19 protein-coding genes and 1 other RNA gene are annotated in these 23,478 nt (G+C 71.4%); 3 read left to right on the forward strand and 17 right to left on the reverse strand.

Annotation, left to right across the window (positions count from 1 at the left end):
• Positions 1-73: 73 nt before the first annotated feature.
• The 10 genes from CQ047_RS08245 to ffs all read right to left on the reverse strand — a co-directional run bounded on the left by CQ047_RS08245 (position 74) and on the right by ffs (position 12,349).
• Complete coding sequence (locus tag CQ047_RS08245; protein ID WP_105674107.1) at positions 74-997, reverse strand: DMT family transporter; 924 nt, start codon at positions 995-997, stop codon at positions 74-76.
• Entirely contained in the window at positions 994-1,587 is a 594-nt protein-coding gene (gene recR / locus CQ047_RS08250; RefSeq protein WP_105674109.1) for a recombination mediator RecR, read from the reverse strand. Before recR ends, CQ047_RS08245 begins: the two co-directional genes overlap by 4 nt.
• Positions 1,587-3,995, reverse strand: coding sequence for a DNA polymerase III subunit gamma and tau (locus CQ047_RS08255; RefSeq protein ID WP_181155878.1), 2,409 nt, complete (start codon positions 3,993-3,995; stop codon positions 1,587-1,589). The genes recR and CQ047_RS08255 overlap by 1 nt, the downstream gene beginning before the upstream one ends.
• Before the next feature lie 212 nt (positions 3,996-4,207).
• Entirely contained in the window at positions 4,208-6,688 is a 2,481-nt protein-coding gene (locus CQ047_RS08260) for a glycoside hydrolase family 65 protein (RefSeq protein WP_105674112.1), read from the reverse strand.
• Entirely contained in the window at positions 6,685-7,479 is a 795-nt protein-coding gene (locus CQ047_RS08265; protein WP_374954055.1) for a beta-phosphoglucomutase family hydrolase, read from the reverse strand. The genes CQ047_RS08260 and CQ047_RS08265 overlap by 4 nt, the downstream gene beginning before the upstream one ends.
• 82 nt (positions 7,480-7,561) lie before the next feature.
• Positions 7,562-8,782 (reverse strand): acetate/propionate family kinase, encoded by a 1,221-nt coding sequence (locus tag CQ047_RS08270; RefSeq protein WP_105674116.1) that lies wholly within the window; start codon positions 8,780-8,782, stop codon positions 7,562-7,564.
• Complete coding sequence (pta, locus tag CQ047_RS08275) at positions 8,779-10,896, reverse strand: phosphate acetyltransferase (RefSeq protein WP_105674118.1); 2,118 nt, start codon at positions 10,894-10,896, stop codon at positions 8,779-8,781. The genes CQ047_RS08270 and pta overlap by 4 nt, the downstream gene beginning before the upstream one ends.
• A gap of 4 nt (positions 10,897-10,900) precedes the next feature.
• Complete coding sequence (locus tag CQ047_RS08280; RefSeq protein WP_181155879.1) at positions 10,901-11,620, reverse strand: hypothetical protein; 720 nt, start codon at positions 11,618-11,620, stop codon at positions 10,901-10,903.
• Positions 11,617-12,210 (reverse strand): rhomboid family intramembrane serine protease, encoded by a 594-nt coding sequence (locus tag CQ047_RS08285; RefSeq protein WP_223586027.1) that lies wholly within the window; start codon positions 12,208-12,210, stop codon positions 11,617-11,619. Before CQ047_RS08285 ends, CQ047_RS08280 begins: the two co-directional genes overlap by 4 nt.
• 42 nt (positions 12,211-12,252) lie before the next feature.
• Positions 12,253-12,349: signal recognition particle sRNA small type (gene ffs / locus CQ047_RS08290), an RNA gene on the reverse strand.
• A 107-nt stretch (positions 12,350-12,456) separates the two neighbouring features.
• On the opposite strand from ffs, the gene CQ047_RS08295 reads away from it, so the two are divergent.
• Genes CQ047_RS08295 through CQ047_RS08305 form a run of 3 tightly spaced genes read left to right on the forward strand, consistent with a single transcriptional unit; the run spans position 12,457 to position 16,876 of the window.
• Positions 12,457-13,446 carry a MoxR family ATPase gene (locus CQ047_RS08295; RefSeq protein ID WP_105674175.1) on the forward strand — a complete coding sequence of 330 codons (990 nt, stop codon included), beginning with the start codon at positions 12,457-12,459 and terminating at the stop codon, positions 13,444-13,446.
• Between the two features lie 12 nt (positions 13,447-13,458).
• Entirely contained in the window at positions 13,459-14,649 is a 1,191-nt protein-coding gene (locus CQ047_RS08300) for a DUF58 domain-containing protein (RefSeq protein ID WP_105674121.1), read from the forward strand.
• Positions 14,636-16,876, forward strand: a complete 2,241-nt coding sequence (locus tag CQ047_RS08305; protein ID WP_105674123.1) for a DUF3488 and transglutaminase-like domain-containing protein — start codon at positions 14,636-14,638, stop codon at positions 16,874-16,876. The genes CQ047_RS08300 and CQ047_RS08305 overlap by 14 nt, the downstream gene beginning before the upstream one ends.
• 19 nt (positions 16,877-16,895) lie before the next feature.
• Here the strand turns inward: CQ047_RS08305 and CQ047_RS08310 are convergent, their stop codons facing one another.
• From CQ047_RS08310 to mpaM, 7 genes are read right to left on the reverse strand one after another with little or no spacing between them, the layout of a single operon-like run.
• A complete protein-coding gene (locus CQ047_RS08310; protein ID WP_105674125.1) occupies positions 16,896-17,789 on the reverse strand; it encodes a rhodanese-related sulfurtransferase in 894 nt (297 codons plus the stop codon).
• A gap of 29 nt (positions 17,790-17,818) precedes the next feature.
• Positions 17,819-18,538: a hypothetical protein gene (locus tag CQ047_RS08315; protein WP_105674127.1), complete on the reverse strand. Its 720-nt coding sequence runs from the start codon at positions 18,536-18,538 to the stop codon at positions 17,819-17,821.
• 32 nt (positions 18,539-18,570) lie between these two features.
• The gene (locus tag CQ047_RS08320) at positions 18,571-19,296 is read right to left on the reverse strand and encodes a hypothetical protein (protein ID WP_105674129.1); all 726 of its coding nucleotides are present in this window, start codon (positions 19,294-19,296) and stop codon (positions 18,571-18,573) included.
• Positions 19,289-20,017, reverse strand: a complete 729-nt coding sequence (locus CQ047_RS08325; RefSeq protein WP_105674131.1) for an ABC transporter ATP-binding protein — start codon at positions 20,015-20,017, stop codon at positions 19,289-19,291. Before CQ047_RS08325 ends, CQ047_RS08320 begins: the two co-directional genes overlap by 8 nt.
• Positions 20,014-20,892: an aminoglycoside phosphotransferase gene (locus CQ047_RS08330; RefSeq protein WP_146114297.1), complete on the reverse strand. Its 879-nt coding sequence runs from the start codon at positions 20,890-20,892 to the stop codon at positions 20,014-20,016. The genes CQ047_RS08325 and CQ047_RS08330 overlap by 4 nt, the downstream gene beginning before the upstream one ends.
• A complete protein-coding gene (mpaP, locus tag CQ047_RS08335) occupies positions 20,889-22,598 on the reverse strand; it encodes a daptide biosynthesis intramembrane metalloprotease (protein WP_146114298.1) in 1,710 nt (569 codons plus the stop codon). Before mpaP ends, CQ047_RS08330 begins: the two co-directional genes overlap by 4 nt.
• On the reverse strand, positions 22,595-23,380 hold the full coding sequence (gene mpaM, locus CQ047_RS08340) for a daptide-type RiPP biosynthesis methyltransferase (protein ID WP_181155880.1): 786 nt from the start codon (positions 23,378-23,380) through the stop codon (positions 22,595-22,597). Before mpaM ends, mpaP begins: the two co-directional genes overlap by 4 nt.
• Positions 23,381-23,478 lie beyond the last annotated feature (98 nt).

Genomic DNA, 23,478 nt, shown 5'->3' on the forward strand with positions numbered 1-23,478 from the left:
TCTACGGAGACCCCGTATGCGCCGACGCGCATGTGACGGGGCCGGGCTCGGGGCGTCCGTGATCACGGGGCCGTCAGGGCGCGGGCGGCAGCGGCGCGGGAGCGGATGCCGCGGGGCGGAGTCGGCCGCCCGTGCCGGCGAACCAGCATCCGGCGATGATCAGCGGGAAGCCGATCACGAGTCCGAGCGTCAGCGGCTCGGAGAGGACGATGGCGCCCAGGATGATCGCCACGACCGGATTGACGTAGGTGAACAGCGGAGCGCGCACCGGGCCGACCTCGCGGATCAGGGCGAAGAAGGCGAGGAACGCCACCGCGGTGCAGATGACGGCGAGGGCGATCAGCGCTCCGATCGACGGGAGGGTCGGCATCCGGTGCTGGGTGAGCAGAGCGATCGGCAGGTACAGGATGCCGATCATCAGAAGAGAGAGGGTGATGGTGCCGATCGACGGCACATCGCCGAGCTTGCGCGCCACGATGAACGGCGCGATCGCGTAGAGCACCGCGACGAGCAGCACTTCGCCGGCCGCCAGCAGACTCACGTGCCCGCCGAACAGACCCGGTCCCGCGACGACGATCGCGACGCCGATGAAGCCGACGACGAGACCGATCGCGCGAGCGGGGCGCAGCACGCCGCGGTCGCCGCCGCCGAGGGCGATCAGGGCCGCGAACAGCGGCACCGTGGCGACGAGCAGCCCGGTCATGCCCGACGGCAGCGTCATCTCGGCATGCCCCAGCAGCAGGAAGGGGCCGGCCATCTCGACGAGACCGAAGGCGAGCACCCACGGCCACATCTTGAGAGCGGCTCTGAGCGCGCCGGAGCGGATCGCGAACGGCAGCAGAAGGAGCGCCGCGATGAGGGTGCGTCCGGCGACGATGGCCGGCGGCGAGATGGACTCGACAGCGACGCTGATGAACAGGTACGGCACGCCCCAGAGGAGGCACATCGCCGCGAAGAGGAGCCATCCCCGGCGGGTGAAGCCGGTGTGGGCGTTCACAGAACGCGCCGGCCCTCGAAGGCGCGTCCGAGGGTGACCTCGTCGGCGTACTCGAGGTCGCCGCCGACCGGGAGTCCGGAGGCCAGTCGCGAGACCGTGATCTGCATCGTGGTGAGGAGACGGCTGAGGTAGCTCGCCGTGGCCTCGCCCTCGAGGTTCGGGTTGGTCGCGAGGATGACCTCCTGGACCCTGCCGTCGGCGAGGCGGGTCATCAGCTGTGCGATGCGCAGGTCGTCGGGGCCGATGCCGGCGATCGGGCTGATCGCTCCGCCGAGCACGTGATACAGCCCCCGGAACTCGCGGGTGCGCTCGATCGCCGCCACGTCCTTCGCGTCTTCGACCACGCAGATCAGCGCCGGGTTGCGGCGGGGGTCGCGGCAGATCGCGCAGCGGTCCTGCTCGGACACGTTGCCGCAGATCTCGCAGAACCGCACCCGCACGCGGATCTCGGTGAGCAGCTCCGCAAGGCGCGCGACGTCGAACGTCGGCGTCTGCAGGATGTGGAACGCGATGCGCTGAGCGGACTTGGGGCCGATGCCCGGAAGCCGCCCGAACTCGTCGATCAGCTCTTGGACGATGCCGTCGTACATCAGGAGAACCTCGTCGGGGGCTCGTAGGGCTCTTCGCGCACGAACGTCGCGCCGAGCACCTGGCGGATCACGGCCTCGCCGTAGCGCTGCACTCCCCCGGCGGGGGTGCGCTCGGTGACGACGGGCGCCGGCGCGGAGCGCCGGGGTTCGGGCGCAGCGGATGCCGCTGTCGGCGCCGATGCGCTCTGCTCGGGGCGCCGCGGCGGAGCGCTCGACATCGCCGGTTCGTAGGCGGGGTCGTAGGGCGGCTCGTCGTCGTAGTACGGCGGCTCATCGGGCAGCGGGGGCCCATCGACGGACATCGGCGATGCCGCGGTCGGCGATGAGGAGACCGACGTCGCGGGCGCGGACGGGGCAGCGGATGCCGTCGATCCCGGCGCGGACGGAGAAGGAGTAGCCGGAGTCGGCGCAGCGTGAACCGACGCCGCGGTCACCGGCACCGGCGCAGCCGACGTCGACGCTGCGGGGATCGGCGTCTCCGCCCCTCCGCCCGAGGCCGCGCCCTGCCCGCCGGCCGACGGGATCGACGCGACGGCCCACTCCGTGACGGGACCGGCGGAATCACTGCGGACCTGCGGACGGGATGACCCCGCTGACGCAGGCTCCGAAGCGGGCGCATCGCCGGACGGAGAAGAGGGCGACGAGGCGGCCGCGGGCTGTCGCGGTGCACCCCCGGCGGGCATGGGGGCCGGGCGGTACTTGACCGTCACACCGAGCTCCTGCTCGATCGCCGTGCGCAGATGGTCGGACGGACCGGAACCCGGAACCGTCCCCTTGAACTTCTGTACGTCGTGCTGACTCGTGAAGCCGAGAGTCAGCACCTCGCTCGCGGTGTCGAACGCGAGCGGCTGCACCGCAGTGGCGAGCAGCCAGGACGTGCGGCTGATGTCTTCGAGACGCTTGAGGACGGCCGACCACGACCCCGAGATGCGCTCGAAGGTGACCGGGCCGGACGGCGCCGGAGCGGATGCCGCGGCGGGAGCCTCAGACGTCGACGGGGAATCCGGCGCCGGCTGAGCGGCCGAGTCCACGGAGATCTCACCGCGCTCTGCCTCGCCCGCTCCGCTCCCTCGCGGGGCGACCACGGGCGCAGACGACGGCTGGACGGCCGGCGTCTGTGCCGCTGGAGCCGCCGGTGCGGGGGCTGCCGGAGCTGATGCGGGGGTCGCAGGAGCCGGAGCAGCGGAAGCAGGGGCGGAGGCTGCAGGAGCGGGAGCCGCGGATGCAGGGGCCGGAGCCGCCGCGGGGCGAGCAGCGGCGGAGACGGGCGCGGGTGCCGCGGCATCCGCACCTCCCCCGGCGAGGACGCGGGCGACCAGGAGCTCGAGATGCAGACGAGGAGAGGTCGCGCCGGACATGTCGTCGAGAGCGGCGCTCACGATGTCGGCGGTGCGCGAGAGACGGGCCGAGCCGAAGGAGGCCGCCTGTTCGCGCATGCGGTCCAGCTCATCGGCGGCGATGCCGCGCAGCACCGCGGAGGCACCCGCGCCGACGGCGGCGATCACGATCAGGTCGCGCAGCCGCTCGAGGAGGTCATCGACGAATCGACGCGGATCCTGCCCGGTCTGCACGACCTTGTCGATCGCCGGGAACGCGGCGGCCGCGTCACCCGCAGCGAGCGCGTCGACGATCTCATCGAGCACGGTCGCGTGCGTGTAGCCGAGAAGAGCCACGGCGCGCTCGTACGCGACGGTCACGGTCTCCGAGCCGGCGGGCGAGTCGGAACCGGCGATCAGCTGATCGAGCAGCGACAGCGTGTCACGGGGCGATCCGCCTCCGGCGCGCACGACGAGCGGAAGGACTCCCTGCTCGACGACGACGCCCTCCTCGGTGCACAGCTTCTCGACGTACTCCAGCATCGCCGCGGGCGGAACGAGCCGGAACGGGTAGTGGTGCGTACGCGAACGGATCGTGCCGAGCACCTTCTCGGGCTCGGTCGTGGCGAAGATGAACTTGACGTGCTCCGGAGGCTCCTCGACGAGCTTGAGCAGGGCGTTGAAGCCCTGCGGCGTCACCATGTGCGCCTCGTCGAGGATGAAGATCTTGTACCGGTCGCGGCTCGGTGCGAACGTCGCACGCTCGCGCAGATCGCGCGCGTCGTCGACGCCGTTGTGGCTCGCCGCGTCGATCTCGACGACATCGAGGGATCCGCCGCCCGCGCGCGACAGCTCGATGCAGCTCGGGCACTTCCCGCAGGGGACGTCGGTCGGGCCCTCGGCGCAGTTCAGACAGCGCGCCAGGATGCGGGCCGAGGTCGTCTTGCCGCAGCCGCGGGGACCGGAGAAGAGATAGGCGTGGCCGACCCTGTCGCCGCGCAGCGCGGTCATCAGCGGATCGGTCACCTGGGACTGCCCGATCATCTCGCCGAACGACTCGGGCCGGTAGCGGCGATAGAGGGCTGTAGTCACCAGACCAGCCTACGGCGTACCGCGGACACTCGGGGCTCCCCCTCGAGGGACTTCGCGCCCCGCCCGGTATCCGCTCAGCCGCGCCCCGGCATCCGCTCATCCCCGAGCCGACGACGACGCCCCACCCTGCCGCCGGCGCCCCACCTGATCGTCGTCAACCAGGTGCGGCGCCGACGAGCAGAGGGGGCGTCGACGGATACGGAGTGCGCGGCTCAGTCGATCGGCTCGATCACCGGGATCGACGTCGTGATGACGGGAACCGACGCCGACAGGCGCGTGCCGTCCTCGCGGCGCGCACCCTCGAACTGACGCAGCGTCGGGCGACCTGCGATGACGGGCCCCTGATCGGCCAGCGCCACGACGACGGCATCCTCCGTCGTGGCGACGAAGGCGGCGCCGCGCACGGTGAACGGCACAGGCTCGCCGGAGCGCACCTCGACCGTCAGCGCGTCCCTGGCCACCGTGACCTGGATCGCAGAGCCCTGCCACTGCAGCGGGTACGAGAGCGACGGCCAGTCGGCCGGGAGCCGCGGGTCGAAGCTGAGCTCGCCCGCGTAGTCGCGCATGCCGCCGAAGCCGCTCACCAGCGCCGTCCACACGCCGCCCGCCGACGCCACGTGCACACCGTCCGCCGCGTTGTGGTGCAGGTCGTGCAGGTCGACGAAGATCGACTGCTCGAAGTACTTCAGCGCGAGGTCCTGGTAGCCGACCTCGGCCGCCAGGATCGACTGCACGACGGCGGACAGCGTCGAGTCGCCCGTCGTCAGCGGGTCGTAGTAGTCGAAGTCGGCGCGCTTCTCCTCCGGCGTGAAGTGGTTGCCCTGCAGGAACAGCGCGAGCACGACATCGGCCTGCTTGAGCACCTGGAACCGGTAGATCACGAGGGGGTGGAAGTGCAGGAGCAGCGGACGCTGGGTCGCCGGAGTGTGCGCGAGGTCCCAGACCTCGCGCTCCAGGAACAGCGAGTCCTGCGGGTGGATGCCGAGGCCCTCGCTGTACGGGATGAACATCGCCTCCCCCGCGCGCTCCCACTCGTCGGCCTCGCCGGCGCCGAGGCCGGTGCGCTCCACAAGGAGGGCGTAGTCCTCCGGGAAGTCAGCGGCGATCTCTCGCACCACCTTCGCGGCGTAGCGCAGGTTGTAGCGCGCCATGACGTTCGTGTAGAGGTTGTCGTTCACGACGGTGGTGTACTCGTCGGGCCCCGTGACGCCGTGGATGTGGAAGGTCTCCCGGCCGTCGGACACCCGCCAGAAGCCGAGCGTCGCCCAGAGCCTGGCGGTCTCGATCGCGATGTCGGCGCCCTCTCGGCGCAGGAACTCCTCGTCTCCGGTGGCGCGCACGTACTTGCCGAGCGCGAAGCTCACGTCGGCGTTGATGTGGTACTGCGCGGTGCCGGCAGCGTAGTAGGCCGAGGCCTCCTCGCCGTTGATCGTGCGCCACGGGAACAGGGCGCCGGCCTCGTTCAGCTGCTCGGCGCGGCGGCGCGCGGCGGGCAGCATCAGAACACGGGCTCGCAGTGCGTTGCGCGCCCACTGCGGCGACGTGTAGGTGAGGAACGGGAGCACGTAGATCTCGGTGTCCCAGAAGTAGTGGCCGCTGTAGCCGGACCCGGAGACGCCCTTGGCCGCGACGCCCGTGCCGTCGGCGCGCGCGGACGCCTGGGCGAGCTGGAGGAGGCACCAGCGGGTCGCCTGCTGCAGATCGTCGTGACCGCCGATCTGCACGTCGCTGCGCTCCCAGAAGGCGGCGAGCCATTCGGCCTGACGCTGGAACTGCGCGGCCACGCCCTCGACGACGACGCGGTCGAGCGACCGGCGGCAGCGGTCGACCAGCTCGCGCGGGGGCACTCCGCGGGACGTGTGATAGCTGACGAGCTTCGTGACCGTGATCGGCACGCCCGCCTTCGCCTGCACGCGGAACACGTTCTTGGCGATGTCGGACTCGATCAGCGTGCGGGCGCTGTACTCGTTCTCCGTCTCGACGATGTGGTCGGCGACGACGGCCACCGTCATGCCCGACGCCGCGACGCGGTACGACAGCGCGGAGCGCAGGCCGTCCTGCCAGTGCTCGGCGGGCTGCAGCACCCGCTCGGCGATCTTCTCGGCCTTGCGGGGGTCGAAGCCCGCGCCCTGCGCCTCCACAGGGGTGCCGGCGTAGACGCCCGCGCCGTCCTGCCGGTTCAGCAGCTGGCAGCTGATCGTCACGGGGGCGTCGGAGTTCTCCACGACGACCTCGAGCCGGAGGATCGCGAGGTGGCGCTCCTCGAAGCTGACGATGCGCTCGTCGCGCATGCGCACCCGCTTGCCCGACGGGGTCTCCCAGACGACGACCCGCTCCAGCACACCGGTGCGCATGTCGAGCGTGCGGCGGTACTCGCGCACGTCGGCGTCGTCGAAGGAGATGGGCTCGTCGTCGACGTAGACGCGCATGACCTTGGCGTCCGGAGCGTTGACGATCGTCTGCCCCACCTCGGCGAAGCCGTACGCCTGCTCTGCGTGACGGATCGGCCAGGTCTCGTGCAGGCCGTTGATGAATGTGCCGTGCTCGTGCGCGCCGCGTCCCTCGATGTGGTTGCCGCGGAGTCCGAGGTAGCCGTTCCCGACGCCGAACAGCGTCTCACCCACCCCGTCTTCTGTGTAGCGCGTCTCGATCAGGCGCCAGGGGTCGACGGGGAAGCGGTCGCGGTCGATCATGCAATCTCCTCGGAGTCGGGTGCGAAAGCGGACAGGTCGTCGACGACGACGGTGGCTCCTGCGGCGCGCAGCGCGTCGGCGCCGGTCCCGCGGTCGACGCCGACCACGGTCGCGAAGCCTGCGGCCGCGGCGGATGCGGCACCGGACGTCGCGTCCTCGACGGCCACGCTGCGGGCAGGGTCGACGCCGAGGGCGACGGCCCCGGCGCGGAACATGTCGGGCGCCGGCTTCGAGGCCAGCCCGTCGTTCTCGGCGACGACGCCGTCGACGACGATGCGGAAGAAGGAGCGGATGCCGGCCGCGGCCAGCACCTCCTCCGCGTTCTTCGAGCTCGACACCACGCCGAGCGGGATGCCTGCGGCGCTCAGCCGCTCGATCAGGGCGAGGGAGCCCGGAAAGGGCGCGATGCCCTCGCTGCGCAGCGACGCGGCGAAGGCGTCGTTCTTGCGGTTGCCGATGCCGCAGATCGTGTCGGCGTCCGGGGTGTCATCGACCGCACCCCACGGGATCTCGACGTTGCGGCTGCGCATCAGGCTGGCGACGCCGTCATAGCGCTTCTTGCCGTCGACGTAGTCGAAGTAGTCGGCATCCGTGTAGGGGGGTTCGATGCTCCATTTCGCGAAGACATCGTCGAACACGACCTTCCATGCGCGCATGTGCACCTCGGCGGTCGGCGTGAGCACGCCGTCGAGGTCGAAGAGCACGCCGTCGGCGGCGAGCAGATCGGGAAGGGCTTCGGGCACAGGAGCCTCCAGGAGAAGGACGAGGGGGTCGGCACCTCTCCGTGCCACTGTGCCAGCGTAGTGCGGAGGGCCGGGTGAGGTAACCCCCGAATACGCCGGTGTCGGACTCGTGGGGCGCGCGGGCGGATGCTCAGAGCATCTCGGCGGTCTGACGCGCGATCTGCAGCTCCTCGTTCGTCGGCACGACGAGCACCGTCACCGGGGAGTCGTCGGTGGAGATGCGCCGGATTCCGCGTTCACGGGCGGTGTTGCGGGCGGGATCGATCTCGACTCCGGCGAATCCGAGCGTCGCCATCGCCTCGGCGCGCACGGGCGCCGCGTTCTCCCCGACTCCCGCGGTGAACGAGATCACGTCGACCCCTCCGAGCTGCGCGATGTAGGCGCCCGCGTAGGCGCGGAGCCGGTGGACGTAGACGTCGAAGGCGAGCGTCGCCGCCTCCTCCCCCGCCTCGCGACCAGCGAGGATGTCGCGCATGTCGCTGCGCCCGGCGAGCCCCGCCAGTCCGCTGCGGGTGTTGAGCAGAGCGTCGAGGGCGTCGATCGTGTATCCGGCCCGGCGCGCGAGATGCACCAGCGCCGCGGGGTCGATGTCTCCCGACCGCGTGCCCATCACGAGCCCCTCGAGCGGGGTGAGCCCCATCGACGTCTCGACGGATCGGCCGCCGTCGATCGCCGTGACGGAGGCCCCGTTGCCGAGGTGGAACACGATCTGGCGGAGCGTCGAGAGGTCGCGCCCGAGGAAGGCCGCGGCGGCCTCGCTGACGTACTGGTGGCTGGTGCCGTGGAAGCCGTAGCGCCGCACCCTGTGCTCGCGGGCGAGCTCCGCATCGATCGCGTACGTGTACGCCGCGGGCGGGAGCGTCTGGTGGAAGGCGGTGTCGAAGACCGCGACGTGCGGCACATCGGGGAACACGGCCTCCGCCGCGAGGATGCCTGCGAGGTTGGCCGGGTTGTGCAGCGGCGCCAGCACCGCGAGCTCCTCGATCTGGCGCTCGACGTCGGCGTCGATCAGCGTGGGGGCGAAGAATCGCGCTCCGCCGTGCACGACGCGGTGACCGACGGCCACGGGCGGATGCTCCTCGAGGGAGGGCCCGTGGGCGGCGAACTGCTCGAGCATGACCGCGAAAGCCGCATCGTGGTCGACGATGTGCTGCTCGCTGCGATAGTCGGCGTCGAGCATCGTGACGACGGCATCCGCTGTCGTGTCCGGTCGGACCGTGTGCCGAACCGGGCTCGACTCCTGGCCGATCCTCTCGATCAGGCCGCTCGCGAGCTCGTGCTCGCCCTCGATGTCGATCAGGCTGTACTTGAGCGACGAGGAGCCGCTGTTGATGACGAGGATCGCGCTCATGCCGCCCCTCCCTGGGCCTGGATCGCCGTGATCGCCACGGTGTTCACGATGTCGTCGACCAGCGCCCCGCGGGAGAGGTCGTTGATCGGCTTGTTCAGCCCCTGCAGCACGGGGCCGATCGCGACCGCTCCCGCCGATCGCTGCACGGCCTTGTAGGTGTTGTTGCCGGTGTTCAGATCGGGGAAAACGAACACGGTGGCCCGTCCGGCGACGGCCGAGTCGGGGAGCTTCGCCTTGGCGACGGCGGCGTCGGCCGCGGCGTCGTACTGGATCGGACCCTCGACCAGCAGCTCCGGCGCCCGCTCGTGCACGAGGGCCGTGGCCGCGCGGACCTTGTCGACATCGGCTCCTGAACCGGACTCCCCCGTCGAGTACGACAGCATGGCGATCCGCGGCTCGATGCCGAACTGCCGCGCGGTGGCCGCGGAGGAGATCGCGATGTCGGCGAGCTGCTCGCTCGTCGGATCGGGGATGACGGCGCAGTCGCCGTACACGAGCACGCGGTCGGCGAGCGCCATCAGGAACACGCTGGAGACGACCTTCACGCCGGGCTTCGTCTTGATGATCTCGAACGACGGTCGGATCGTGTGCGCGGTGGTGTGCGCGGCGCCGGAGACCATGCCGTCGGCGAGTCCGGTGTGCACCATCATGGTGCCGAAGTACGACACGTCGGTGACCGTGTCGGCGGCCTGCGCGAGCGTGATGCCCTTGTGCGCGCGCAGCCGCGCGTACTCGGCGGCGAAGCGCTCGACGAGCTCGGGGTCGTGCGGGCTGAGCACCTGCGCCGCCGAGATGTCGGCGCCCAGCTCGATCGCCCTCGCGCGCACCGTGGCCTCGTCGCCCAGGATCGTCAGATCCGCCACCTCCCGGGCGAGCAGCGTGGACGCGGCCTGGAGGATGCGATCATCGTCGCCCTCGGGCAGGACGATGCGCCGCCGGTCGGCGCGGGCGCGCTCGATGAGGCCGTACTCGAACATCAGCGGCGTGACGACGCGCGACTCGGCCAGGCCCACCTGGGTGGTGAGCTCGGCGACGTCGACGTGCGTCTGGAAGAGGCTGAGCGCCCGGTCATAGCGCGCCCTCGAGTCGGGCGAGATGCGCCCGCGTGCGCCCATCACGCGCACCGCGGTGTCGTAGGTGCCGAGATCGGTCGCGATGATCGGCACCGTCGACGTGAAGCCGTCGAGCAGCCGCACGATCGGCTCCGGCAGCGGGAACGGACCGTTGAGGATGATGCCGGAGACGCGCGGGAAGGTGCCGGACGCGTCGGCGAGGAGGGTGGCGAGCAGCACCTCGGTGCGGTCGGCCGGGATCACGACCACCGATTCCTCCGTGATGCGGGGCAGCACGTTCACCATCGACATGCCGGCGACCACGATGGTGAGGGCCTCGCGGGCGAGACGGTCGGGGTCGCCCTTGATGAGGCGTCCGTCGACGGCGGAGAGGATGCCGCGGATCGACGGCGCGACGAGCGTGCGGTCCTCGGGGATAGCCCACACCGGCGTGCTCCGCGCCGGACGCACGGCCGAGACCGCGTCGGCGACGTCGTCGAGCGCATCGGGGTCGGCGCGGTTCACGATGACCGCGAACAGCTCGGCGCGCTCGGCCTCGAGCTCCGCGAGCGCGAGGGCGGCGATCTGCCCGACGGCGGCGGCCGAGCGGGCCGTGGTGGTGCCGAGCTGCTCCGCCTGGCGCTGACCGTCGCGGCCCGAGAGCACGAGCAGCACGGGAGCGGCGAGGTTCGCCGCGATGCGCGCGTTGTAGCCGAGCTCGGCCGGGCTCGCCACGTCGGTGTAGTCGCTGCCGACGATCACGACGGCGTCGCACTGCGCCTCGACCGCCTTGAAGCGGGAGACGATGGTCGACAGCGCGCGCTCTGGGTCGTCGCGCACGTCGTCGTAGGTGACGCCGACGCAGAGGTCGTAGTCGAGATGGACGCCGTCGTGCGCGAGCATCAGCTCGAGGATCTCATCGCGATCCGCCACCGAGCGGGCGATCGGGCGGAACACGCCCACACGCGGGCTGACGCGCATCAGCGCGTCGAGCACTCCGAGCGCGATCGTCGACTTGCCGGTATGGCCTTCGGCCGAGGTGATGTAGATGCTCTGCGCCACGGGCTCAGCCTAGACGCGCCGCCTGTGCGGCGCCCGCGTCCGGCGCCGTGCATCCGCTCGTGAGGGCGTCGACCACGGCGGTCGCGTCCTCCTGGTACCGCGTGTAGTAGTCGGCATCCGTGTTGACCTGCACGCGGTGGATCGCGTGCGACGCCGGCATCTGCTGCCAGCCCTCGAGCGTCGAGAGCTTGCCGTAGAACAGCGTGGCGGCCGTCGCCGGGTCCATCCGCTGCTCGGCGCTGCCCCACCAGTCCTGCTGCTGGAAGAGCCCGATGCTGGTGGTCCTGGTCCCGTCGGGGTTGCGGAATCCCGACGTCTCCCAGTCGCCGTAGTCGATGTTGCGCAGGCTGCTCTCGCCCATCGCGGTCATCACCCCGAGGATCTGCCCGTCGCGTCCGAATCCGAGGGCGGATGCCGTGAGCATGATGGTCGCGGCGTTGTCCAGCTGCTCCCCCTCCCAGCCGGCGATCCCCGCATCCGGGAAGCCTGCGGGCTCCGTCGCGCAGTAGACGGCGGGTTCGTGGGCGAGTCCGAGCGGGATCAGCACGGCCGCGCCGACCACGACGACGATCGCCGCGCTCCACAGCGAGATGCGGCGCAGCATCCGCCTGCGCTGCGACCGGAGCTGGGCGCGGCGGCGCGGGGACGGCCTGCGTCGGCGCGGGCGAGCACGGGCGGAGGAGCGGCGGGCCGTCGGCCTGCGCCCTGTGCGCGTCTTCGTCATGTGCGGCGGTCCGGATGCCGTCCGGCGAACGCGGCGAGCGCACCGCCGACGGCCCCGAACAGGTGGCCCTGCCAGGAGACGCCGGCACCCGCGCCGAAGATGCCCGTGAGCATGGTGCCGCCGTAGATCCCGATGACGACGAGCGCGACCACGGCGTAGAGGATGCGGTGCGAGACGCGGCCCGGCGCGAACACCCTGGCGACGAGGTAGCCGAAGTAGCCGAAGACGAGACCGGAGGCGCCGACCGTGAGGGTGCCGGGGGCGTTCACGAGCCAGGTGCCGAGCCCGCCGATGACCGTCGCGAACGCGGTGACCGCCCAGAACCTGCGGGGGCCCTCGATCGCGACGATGCAGCCGAGGACGAGGAAGGGCACCGAGTTGCCGATCAGGTGCGGCCACCCGGAGTGCAGGAGCGGCGCGAGCACGATGCCGCCGAGTCCCGCCGGGTCCCAGGAGCGGATGCCGAAGACGGAGAACGAGCCGGGGAGGATGCTGTCGGCCAGCTGCACGATCCACATCACGGCGAGCAGTGCCACAGGAGAGGCGAATCGACTCAGCGTTCTCGGCTGCTGCTGCTCCACGGTGCTCACCCGTCGATTCTCGCAGGACGTCCTGAGGAGTCGCCGGGCAAAAGAAAAGACCCTCCGCGCACCCAGCAGAGCCCGGTTACCCTTGCTGCGTTTCCGCCCTGGGGGAATTGGCCTGGATGCCGCCGCGCGGAGAGCCGTCGACAAGTCTAGCCGACGAGAGCAGGGCCGATGAACAGGTTCAGGGACCTGCAGAGAGGTTACGATCGGATCACGCGCGCAACGCTGCGCTCACGCGAGAGGGAACGCATGCTGGAGAACTCCCCCCTGAGTACGACCTCGATCACCGCCGAGCAGTTCGCGGAGCAGACCGCCGCGATCCTCGGCTCGGTGGGTCAGGTCATCGACGGCAAGCCGGATGCCGTGCGCAGCGCCCTCGTCTGCCTGCTCGCCGAGGGGCACCTGCTCATCGAGGACGTCCCCGGCGTCGGCAAGACGATGCTGGCGCGAGCCCTCGCCGCGAGCGTCGACGCCACCGTCCGCCGCATCCAGTTCACCCCCGACCTCCTGCCGGGAGACGTGACCGGCGTGAGCGTCTACAACCCGGTGGATCGCGAGTTCGAGTTCAAGCAGGGCGCCGTGTTCGCGCACATCGTGATCGCCGACGAGATCAACCGCTCGTCCCCGAAGACCCAGTCGGCGCTGCTGGAGGCGATGGAGGAGGGCCAGGTCACGGTCGACGGCTCCACGCATCCCCTGCCGCAGCCCTTCCTCGTCGTCGCCACCCAGAACCCCCTGGAGATGGAGGGCACCTACGCTCTGCCCGAGGCGCAGCGCGACCGCTTCATGATGCGCATCTCGATGGGCTATCCGGATGCCGCGGCAGAGGCGCTCATGATCCGACAGCGCGACGCGGTGAGCCCGCTCGCTGGGGTCACGGCCGTCGCCGATGCGGCATCCATCTCCGGCCTGATCGCCTGGGCGCGGTCGGTGCACGTCGCCCCCGCCATCGAGGAGTACACGGTCGCGCTCGCCCAGGCGACGAGGAACGACCCGAACCTCCACCTGGGTGCGAGCCCGCGCGCGACCCTGCAGCTCATCCGGTCCGCGAAGGTCTGGGCGGCGCTCGACGGCCGCGACTTCGTGATCCCCGATGATGTGACGGCCCTGCTGATCCCCGTGCTCGCCCACCGTCTTCTCCCCGCACGCGGAGCCCACCGCGCCGGCGCCCAGCCGGTGGAGGCGGCCCTGCGTCAGATCGTGGAGCGCGTGCGCGTGCCGGTGGCGTCGCGCGCCTGACCGGCGGACAGCATGAGACGACGTCGAGCCCTCACCGCCAGGGGCGCAGGTGCGCTCATCGCGGGTCTCGGCTGCCTGCTCGCGGCGAACCTCGTGGGGGCGCCGATCCTCATCTACGTCGGCATCCTCCTCCTCGCCCTCACCGTGTTCTCGCTGCTGGCGGTGCACATGCCGAGGCGCAACGGCGCGGTCGCCCGGCAGATCTCCACCGATCTCCTCACGGTGGCCGAGACGTCGCGTGTGACGCTGCGGTTCGATCTGCGCGCGATCCGCATCCCGCACGGTCTGTGGCGCGACGTCCTCCCCGATGCGGTGTCGGGCGACTCGGCCGGGGAGTACCCGCCCGAGAGCGGGCAGCTGAGCTACCTCATCACCGGCGTGCGCCGCGGCGTCTGGGCGATCGGACCGCTGGTGCTGCGCACCGTCGACCCCTTCGGCATCGCGCAGCGCGAGCAGGCCTTCGGCGAGACCCGCACCGTGACCGTCGTGCCCGAGATCATCACGCTCGCCCCGCTCGCCGTCAAGGTGGGGGCGGCGGGCGGCACCGCCCACACCTCCTCGAGCCGGCTCGGACAGGGCAGCGACAACCTCTCGCCGCGCCGGTACATCGCCGGCGACTCCATGCGGCGCATCCACTGGCGTGCGACCGCGCACCGCGGGCAGCTGATGGTCAGGCAGGAAGAGGAGGAGTCGAGTCCCGACGCCCTCGTCGTGCTCGATCGCAGCTCGGCGCGCTGGGCCGCGCCCGGTGAGGACGCCGATCCGGCCTTCGAGGCAGCCGTCTCGCTGTGCGCCTCCGCCGCGGTGCATCTCGTGCAGGAGGGCTACGGGGTCGACGTGGTCGACAGCGCGGGCATCCTGCTCGGCACCCTCCGCGGACACGAGGAGGACAGGGAGGGTCTGCTGGTCGCTCTCGCGATGGTCACTCCGCGGGGCGAGCCGCGCGACCTCGCGACGGTCATGGGAGGCACCCCGCCCGGCCCGCTCGTCTACATCACCGGGCGCCTCGACGAGGAGACGGCCGAACGGCTGCGCCCTGCCGGCGCCGCGGCGCCCATGCTCTTCGCCGCCGAGCTCGACGAAGGCGTGGAGCAGACCGCCGTCCACCACGGCTGGCGTGTGGCCGTTCTCGGCTCCGACCTCGCCGACGCGTGGGAGGACGCGCTCCCGGAGCGGATGGGGGTCGGCGATGTCTCGCGCTGAGCCCCGTGCTCCTCGCCTGTCGTGGCACCGCGACCACGAGCTGAACGAGAGCCGCATCGCCCAGGGCGCCCTCGCCGCCGCGGCGGCCTTCGTCGCGGTGTGGCCCTACACCTCCGTGATCAAGCCGGGCGCCTGGTCCTTCGCCGTCGTCACGGTGGTCCTCGTCATCGCGGCGGTCGGGGTCGCCGTGCGCACCCTGCTGCTCCGCCGGAAGCGCTGGATCCGGGAGACCGCGGCCATGATCGCGCAGGCGGTCGCGGCGCTCGGCGTCCTCACGATGCTCGTCGCCGGAGACACCGCGATCTTCGGAGTCGTGCCCACCTCATCGACCTTCACCGTGTTCAGCTCCCTCGCCGCGACGGCCTGGGAGCAGGTCGTGTTCGGCACCGCTCCGCTCGACAGCACGCCGGGTCTCCGCGTGATCATGGGCGCCGGCTTCGCTTTCGTCGCACTCCTCCTCGACCAGCTCGTCGCCCAGCGGAGCGCCGTCCTGGCCAGTGTTCTCGTCGCCGTCGTCGGCGCGACGCCGATGATCGTCACGCTCGGAGACGCGAACGTCGTGTGGTTCGTGATGCTCGGCGTCATGATCCTGCTGCTGTTCCGGCAGTCCGCGAAACGCGACCCGGAGTCCCCTCGGCGCGTGTCCACGGGCATCGCGGTGGGGGCCGGAGCCGCCGCCGTCGCCGCGGCGCTCGTCATCGCGCCCATCGTGCCCGTCTCAGCATCCCTCGCCGGGACGGGCGTCGGCGTCAGCGTCGACGCGTCGCTGCGCCTGGGGAACGACCTGCGTCAGCCCGACCCGGTCGAGGTTCTCACGCTCGCCACGGCGGAGAAGACCGCGCCGTACCTCCGACTGACCACCCTGTCTCGCTTCGACGGCAGGGTCTGGCATCCGGATCGCGGTGACACACAATCCCTGAGCGACGGCTTCGGGGCCGCGGAGTGGACGGAGGACGTCGCCGCGAAGGACGTCACGACCTCGATCCGCGTGCTGCGCATGTCGAGCTCGTGGCTGCCCGTCCCCTACCCCGCGACGAGCGTCCAGGGTCTGAGCGGCGCCTGGAAGCTGATGCCGGAGAACCGCACGATCGTCTCGAAGACCGCGGATGCCGTCGGCAACGACTACACGGTCGCGTCGCTCAGGGTGAATCCGTCGCTGGAGCAGATCAGAGCCGTGTCCGCGGCCGCGGCGGTGGTCGACCCGGACGACGAGCCGCTGGAGCTCCCCGACGTCATCCCGAACACGGCGCGCGAGGTCACGGCGGACGCCACGAGCGACTACGACCGTCTGATCGCACTGCAGACCTGGTTCCGCACCGAGTTCTCCTATTCTCTGGAGACGCCGGTCGATGAGGGCTTCGACGGCACCGGCGCGGACGCCGTCGCGCAGTTCCTCGACGTCCGATCCGGATACTGCGTGCATTTCGCCGGCGCCTTCGCCCTGATGGCGCAGAGCCTGGGGATGGACGTCCGCATCGTCGTCGGATACCTGCCGGGCACGCGCACCGACGAGAAGCGCGGCGAAGAGACCATCTACTCGGTCTCCAGCGATCAGCTGCATTCCTGGCCGGAGGTCCTCTTCCCCGGCATCGGCTGGGTGCCGTTCGAGCCGACGGCCTCTCTCGGCGTGCCCACGGCGTTCGCATCGGCGACGACGACGGGCTCCGGCCCTGGGGGCGCGGCCACCCCCGCGCCCACGACGGCCCCGACCTCGGAGGCCACGAGCGGCCCCGAGATCGATCGGACAGATGCGGGCGGAAACACCGGCGGCGCCGGCGCCCTGCGTCAGCTCGACCCGATGCCGGTCGTGCTCACCGCGTTCGGAGCGCTGCTCGTGCTCCTGCTGCCGGCGCTGATCCGCCTCGGCATCGGCACGGCGCGACGTCGCCGAGCACGACGGGGAGATGCGGCGTCCGCGTGGGCCGAGCTGCGCGCCACGCTGATCGACCTGCGCATCGCGCTGTCGGATGCCGATTCGCCCCGCTCGCGCGGCGCGGCCCTCGTGTCCGAGCACGGCGTGGATCCGGAGGCGATGCGGGTGCTGACGGATGCCGTCGAGCGCGCGACCTATGCGCGCTCTGCCGACCCGGCGGATCTGTCCCCCGCTCTGGGCGAGGTTCTCGCGCAGCTGCGTCGCAGCGTCGATCGGCCGTCGCGGCTCAGGGCGCTGCTGCTTCCGCGTTCGCTGTTCGCCGGGCGCGGCTCGCAGGCCCCGCTGCTCGTCTGACGGGAGTGCTCGGCCGCGCTCAGGCGTGCACGTGGACCGGGCACGGCACCGCGGCGCATGCGTCGCACACGACCAGCTGGACCCGGCACGAGAGGTCGGGGCAGTTGGCCGTGCGGTTCGTCGCCGTTCCGCACCCCGCGCACTCTCCGATCACGGCTGCGTGGTCGGAGAAGTCGACCGAGCCGCGCTTGTCGAACACGTAGAGCGAGCCCTCCCAGAGGCCGTCGTCTCCGTACTGCTCGCCATAGCGGACGATGCCGCCCTCGAGCTGATACACCTCGCCGAAGCCCCGCGACGCCATCAGGCTCGACAGCACTTCGCACCGGATGCCGCCCGTGCAGTAGGTGACGACCGGCTTGCCTTTGAGGTCGTCGTAGGCTCCGGAATCGAGGAGCTGCACGAAGTCCCGCGTGGTCTCCGTATCGGGGACGATCGCGTCGCGGAAGCGTCCGATCTGCGCTTCGAGCGCGTTGCGTCCGTCGAAGAAGACGACCTCGTCTCCTCGTTCGTCCATCAGCGCGTGCAGGGCCTCCGGCGAGAGCCGGGTGCCGCCTCCGATGACGCCGTGCTCGTCGACCCTGAGCTCCCCCGGTGCACCGAAGGACACGATCTCCTCCCGCACCTTCACGCTGAGCTTGGGGAAGTCGATGCTGCGGCCGTCGGCATCCACCCCCGTCCCCTCGCTCCACTTGATGTCGGCGCCCTTGAACGGCGCGTACGAGCGGAACGAGCGCGCCCACTTCTTGAGCGCGACGAGATCGCCGCCGAGCGTGCCGTTGACGCCGTCCTTCGAGATCAGGAGCCGCCCGCGGAGGCCGAGCGCCTCGCCGAGGTCACGCTGCCAGAGCCGGATGGCCTCGGGGTCGGCGAGCGGGGTGAAGACGTAGAACAGGACGATCTTGGGGGTTGCCACCAGGGAATCCTACGTCGTGACCACGCCCTTCAGAGACGGTCGCGGCGACGCAGCACCAGGACCACGACCACGGAGAGCGCGACCGCCCACCCCGTCGCCACGAGCGACGCGACGGGAGCGGCGAGCCCGTCGTCGGCGAGGCCCGCGGCCGACAGCAGCGCGCTGAGCGGAAGGATCCTCGCGACGTCCGGCGCGGCATCCGACAGCAGGAGAGCCGGCGACAGCGTCGCGGGCACGACGAACAGCACGAGGACCGGGCTGCGCACCAGCACACCGACGAGATACCCCCACAGCCCCGCCGCCGCGAGGATGCCGACAGCGGCGGCAGCCTCCGGAACGCTCAGCAGCGCGCGACCGGTGACGAGGAGGAACGCCGCCTGGATCACCGCGATCCCGAACACCCCGAACAGGAGCGTCGAGGCCACGGCGGAGACCGCGCGCGATCCGAGGACCACCACGCCGGAGGTGAAGAGATGATCGCGCGCCAGCACGCCCGATCGGTCGGCGAGCGCCGGGCCCAGCGCTCCCAGCACCGCCGCGAGGATCACCAGCCCGCCGACGAGAGATGCGCTCATCGTGGCTCCGAAGGCATCGACGACGGCGGGCGGCGCCGATCGCACATCGCTCGGCAGCGACGCCGCGATCGACAGCGCCGAGAGCAGCGCGACGGGGAGGAACACCCAGGGCAGGGGGTCTCCGCACAGCCGTCGCAGCTCCGCGGAGAGCCCGCGGACGACCTGCCCGCGCATCGGGCCGCCCCACGGCCTCGCCCCGCCGGCGCTCAATGCTCTCGCCGCCGCACCGCACCGACCGCGAGCACGACGGTGACGGCGCTCCAGCCGAGCAGCACGAGCGCGCTCCCCCACCACGGCAGCAGCCCGTCGACCGGCGCCCCGGTGACGCCCGCGAAGGCGCCGACCGGAAGGTACCTCTCGACGGCGGGCACGTTGAACAGCAGCGGGAGCTCGATCATGATCGGCACGAGCAGGACGATCGCGGACACCGCGTAGTAGCCCTTGATGACCCAGCCCAGAGACACCCCGATCACACTGCCGAATATGGCCGCGAACACCGACCCGCCGACGATCCCCCAGAATGCCCCGTCGATCTGCAGGCTCCGCCCCACGGAGGAGAGCAGGACCGCGGACGCCGCCGCCCAGATCGCCGCCCCGACGAGGCACAGGACCACGGCGGTGATCGCACTGGCGAGGAGCTTCGCGAGGAGCACCCGCCGGATGGATCCGATGACGAGCGACCTCGACATGGAGTGGTAGTAGTACTCCCGCGACACCGAGTAGCTGCCGAGGTACATCGCCGTGATGCCGATCGCGGCGAACAGGCCGAACACGATCCGCGTCGCGTTCCCGTCATCGAGATCGGTCAGTCCGTCCAGCGACGGGCCGACCGTGACCATCAGCGCGGGGATGAGGAGCGTGAACGAGAAGATCCCGAGCATCGCGAGCCCGCTGACGCCGCGCAGCAGCTCGCTCCGGAGGAAGTCAGACATGGACGTTCCCTCCCTCGGCGCCGTCGATGAGCCCGAAGTACCCCTCTTCGAGGGTCGTCGCCCCGTCGGCCGTCAGCGCCTCCAGCGGACCGTCGAACAGCTTGCGCCCGCGCATCACGACGACCTCGTCGACCGTCTGCTCCAGTTCGGCGAGCTGGTGGCTGGAGATGAGGACGGTGCCGCCCTTCTCCGCGAAGGACCGCAGGAATCCGCGCAGCCACCGGATGCCGCCGGGGTCGAGCCCGTTCGCCGGCTCATCGAGCACGAGGAGCTCCGGGTTCCCGATCAGCGCGGTCGCCAGGCCGAGCCGCTGCCGCATGCCGGTGGAGAACCGCTTCACCCTCTTGCCGGCGTGGGCGGTGAGGTCGACCTGCGCGAGTACCTCGTCCACACGGGTCCGCGGCATGCCCGCGGCGAGACGGTAGATGTCGAGGTGCCGACGGGCGGTGATCCCGGTCTCGAATCCGAGGCCGTCCATGTGCACGCCGACCCGGCGCGCGGGGTTCGTCATGGCCGCGAAGGGGGCTCCGAAGAGCGTGGCGGAACCCGCCGTCGGATGCAGCAGGCCGACGAGACCGCGCATCGCCGTGCTCTTGCCTGCGCCGTTCGGGCCGAGCAGGCCCACGATCGCTCCGGACTCGACCGTGAAGCTGAGATCTCTGACGACGGCATCCCCTCCGTAGCTCTTGGTGAATCCGTCGAAGCTGATGACCGCTGTCATGAGCCTTCTCCTCTCGATAGGGGGCGGGTGCGTGTGGCACGACCGATCAGACGATCGACGTGCCGGTGGATCGGGGCCACGAGGTGGGGATGCTCTCCGGCATCCGCCCTCGTGAGCAGCTTGGTCAGGACGTAGAGCTGGGAGACGACGCCGTCGTCGGAGTCGAGGTCGTCCGCGAAGCGCCGGGTGATCTGCGCGACGACGTCGGGCTGCGCAAGGGAGTGGCAGAGCAGGAAGGCGGCATCGTAGCCGCGCGGCGCCAGCCCCCACGCCTCCCAGTCGACCATCGCGAACGGCTCCACGTGCAGGTTGTTCCAGTGCAGGTCGCCGTGGGCCGCCCGCCAGTCGCCGACGTCCGTGTCGACGTCGAGGCCGAAGAACACCGCGATGCGGCGGCGGATGCCGTCAGGGTCGACGGCCCTGCGCGCGGTCGGCGCCACGGAGAGCGCATCGAGGCCGCCCGCGAGCGCGTTCCACCATGCCTCGTCGAGCGATGGAGCCGCGCGGAGGTCCGGGGTCGACTGGGCCGGGTGCCCGGGAACCAGCGTCATCAGCTCGGCGCGCACCGTGAGAGGACCGTCGGTCTGCTCGCGGACCTCGAGCACCCTCGGCTTCCGAACGCCGCTGATCGCACCGGCGTCCTGATTGCCCGTCCACCAGGATCCGCGGGCCCACTCTGTCCTCGACCAGACGAGTCGGAGCCACAGCGCCTTCCCGCCCCGCGACGCTGCGGTGCCGAGGGAGCGGTCGCGCCAGCCGAAGACGGGCGTCCCGCTCGCTTCGACGCCGAGAACGCCGAGCTCCCTCTCCAGGGCCGAGCGCAGCATCCCCCGCAGTTCGTTCTCCGGGGCTGACGTGTGCGGTTCGGCCGTCATGCGCGCGCCTCCGATCCGAGCGCGGCGAGGGGGACGTCGAGGAACGTCCGCCACAACCAGGCGCCGAGCGATCGAGCATCGCCGTCGACGCGGACCCTGCCGAAGCGCGGAAGGGCTCCGCTCCGGACGTCGGACAGGGCGACCTGGATGCCATCCGTCCTGAGGGGCGACGGGGTCACCGGCACGAGCGCGGCGAGGTCGATCTCGCCCCGGTGGGGCTCCCCGTCGCCGACCACCGCGGTTCCGAGACGCCTCTGGATGAGAATTCCGCTGCTCTCGAGAACCACAGGGGTCCCTGCCTCCGGGAGCGTCTCCCCCGCGGACGCCACGAGCCGCACCTCGCCGCCCTCGCTGACGAAGCCGACGGTGCGGGCCGACGACACCGGGATCATGAGCACGGCGGCGATCAGGGCGGTCCCGGCGACGGCAGCCGCGGCCACCCGCCACGGATTCGGCGCGGACGCGGCGAGCGCCTTCGCCCCGCGCAGGAGCGCCCGGAAGACGACGGCGGCGACCAGACCGAGTGTGGCGAGGTAGCAGAGCGCCGGCACCGTCCCGAGACCTGCGACCGACGTGGCGTACCGGTAGAGCACGAACCCGACGAGCCCGACGGGGAAGAGCCGGCACAGGATGCCGTAGGCGATGAGCAGGCCGCGATGCCGCCCAGCGCGGTGGAGGCCGTCGGACTCGGGACGAGGATCGGCTGCACCCGTGGAGCGTGCGGCGCCTCCGAGGAGCCCGAGGAACGAGTGACCCGCGGCCGTCATCGCGTCTCTGCGCAGATGCGGCCAGTCGAGAGCGGACATGAGCGCGAGGTAGCCGTCGAGCTGAACGAAGGGAAGCAGGTTGAGGGCCGCGATCGCCAGGCACGACAGGGCGTACAGGACGAGTCCGGCGTGCAGGGAGTCGTCGACCACGAGGCGCGAGGCCACGATGCTCGCCGCCGCGCACACGAGGTGCACCGCGGGCCCGGCGAGAGCGACGAGGGCCCGCTGACGGCGGCGCGACAGACGCCAGCCGTCGGTGACGTCGCAGAAGAAGGCGGGAGCGAGATAGAACAGCATGACGCCGATGCGCCGCGGGCTTCCGCCGAAGGCGCTGAGCGTCGCGCCGTGTCCGAGTTCGTGCACGATCGTCGTCAGCACGATCGCCAGCCCGAGCCACGCGATCACCGAGAGCGGGAGCGGGCTCTCCAGAACCGCGACGATGTCGGACCAGCCGAGTGCCGTCGCGACCACCCCGGCGACGACGACCGCGGCGCCGATGACGACGCCGGGCGCCCCCGCGACGGCGCGCGTCAGCGGACGGAGCGCGGCGAAGAGCGCCGACGGGTCGCCGACGCTCCACTGCAGCGTCAGCGGAGGTCGATACTGCAGACGTCGACCGCGCCGACGCGGGCGGCGGCCGCGCGATCCGCCGGTGTCGGCGTCTGCGGCGAGCAGTCCAGCCCCGTCGAGACGCCGAGCGATCAGGCCGACATCGTCGGCGGTCCACGGGTCGCCGAGTGCGGCAGCGATCTCGGCGATGCTCCGGTCTCCCGTGAACCGCCGCGCGACCACGGCGACCGGCTCCGACACGCGCACGGCCGGCGCCCCGTCGCGCGCGATGATCCACTGCCCGGCGTCGGCGATCGGATCGTCGACCGTGATCCCCGGCGCGAGCCTCGGCGTGGCGGTCAGGGGCAGCGGAGGCAGGACGGAGGTCACAGCGAGCACTCGATCATCGCGATGCGGCGGGCTCCCTCGGAGAAGCGCACAGGATGCGTGCCACGGACGACGAGCCCCGCCTCCCGGAGTTCCGCCTCGAGCTGTCCGGCGTCGATCAACGCGACCCGTGAGGAGAAGGCCTCCGCCCGGAGCACCCCGCCCTCGCGGCGCAGATGGACGACTCCCACGTCGCGCACTCCGGCCGCGGCATCCACCTCGTCGCTGAGGAACACCACCTCCGAGTCTCCGGTGGACACGACGAGCGCCTCGTTGTCGTCGTCACGGGGCCGGGCCACGTGGGCGGAGACGACGAAGAGGCCGTCGGGCGCGAGGTGCGCGCGGACAGCGGCGTACAGGGTCCGTCGTTGGGCGGCGGACAGCAGCGAGATCGAGGTCGTCGCGAGCACGATCAACCCGAACTCCCCGTCGATCCGGAAGTCGCTCATGTCTCCGAGCACCGGACGCAGATCATGGAGCCCGGCCCGGTTCGCCTTCTCCTCGAGGAGGGCGAGCATCCGCGGCGAGGTGTCGAGAGCCACCGTCTCCCGCCCCGACCGCGCCAGAGGGAGGCTGAGTCGCCCCGATCCGCAGGCCAGTTCGAGGATGCGCCCGGTGCTGCGGCGCGAGATCCGCAGGATCTCGCGGATCTCGCTGTCGTCCCCGCGGATCATCGCGTCGTAGACCTCCGACCCGCGCTCGCTGTAGATGTCGGAGACGACGGCGTCGGGGTCGATCACCGCGAGGAGTCGCGCCGCGGCGCGGTTCAGACCCTGTGTGGTCATGGCGGCCTTCTTTCTGGCGTGGGATGCTGGATGCGAGGTCGGGGGCATAGCGGATGCACGGTTCTCCGTGTCGAGCGGGTGTGTCACCCGCTACGCCC

It is taken from the genome of Microbacterium sp. MYb72 (assembly GCF_002979415.1).
Lineage (GTDB): Bacteria > Actinomycetota > Actinomycetes > Actinomycetales > Microbacteriaceae > Microbacterium > Microbacterium natoriense.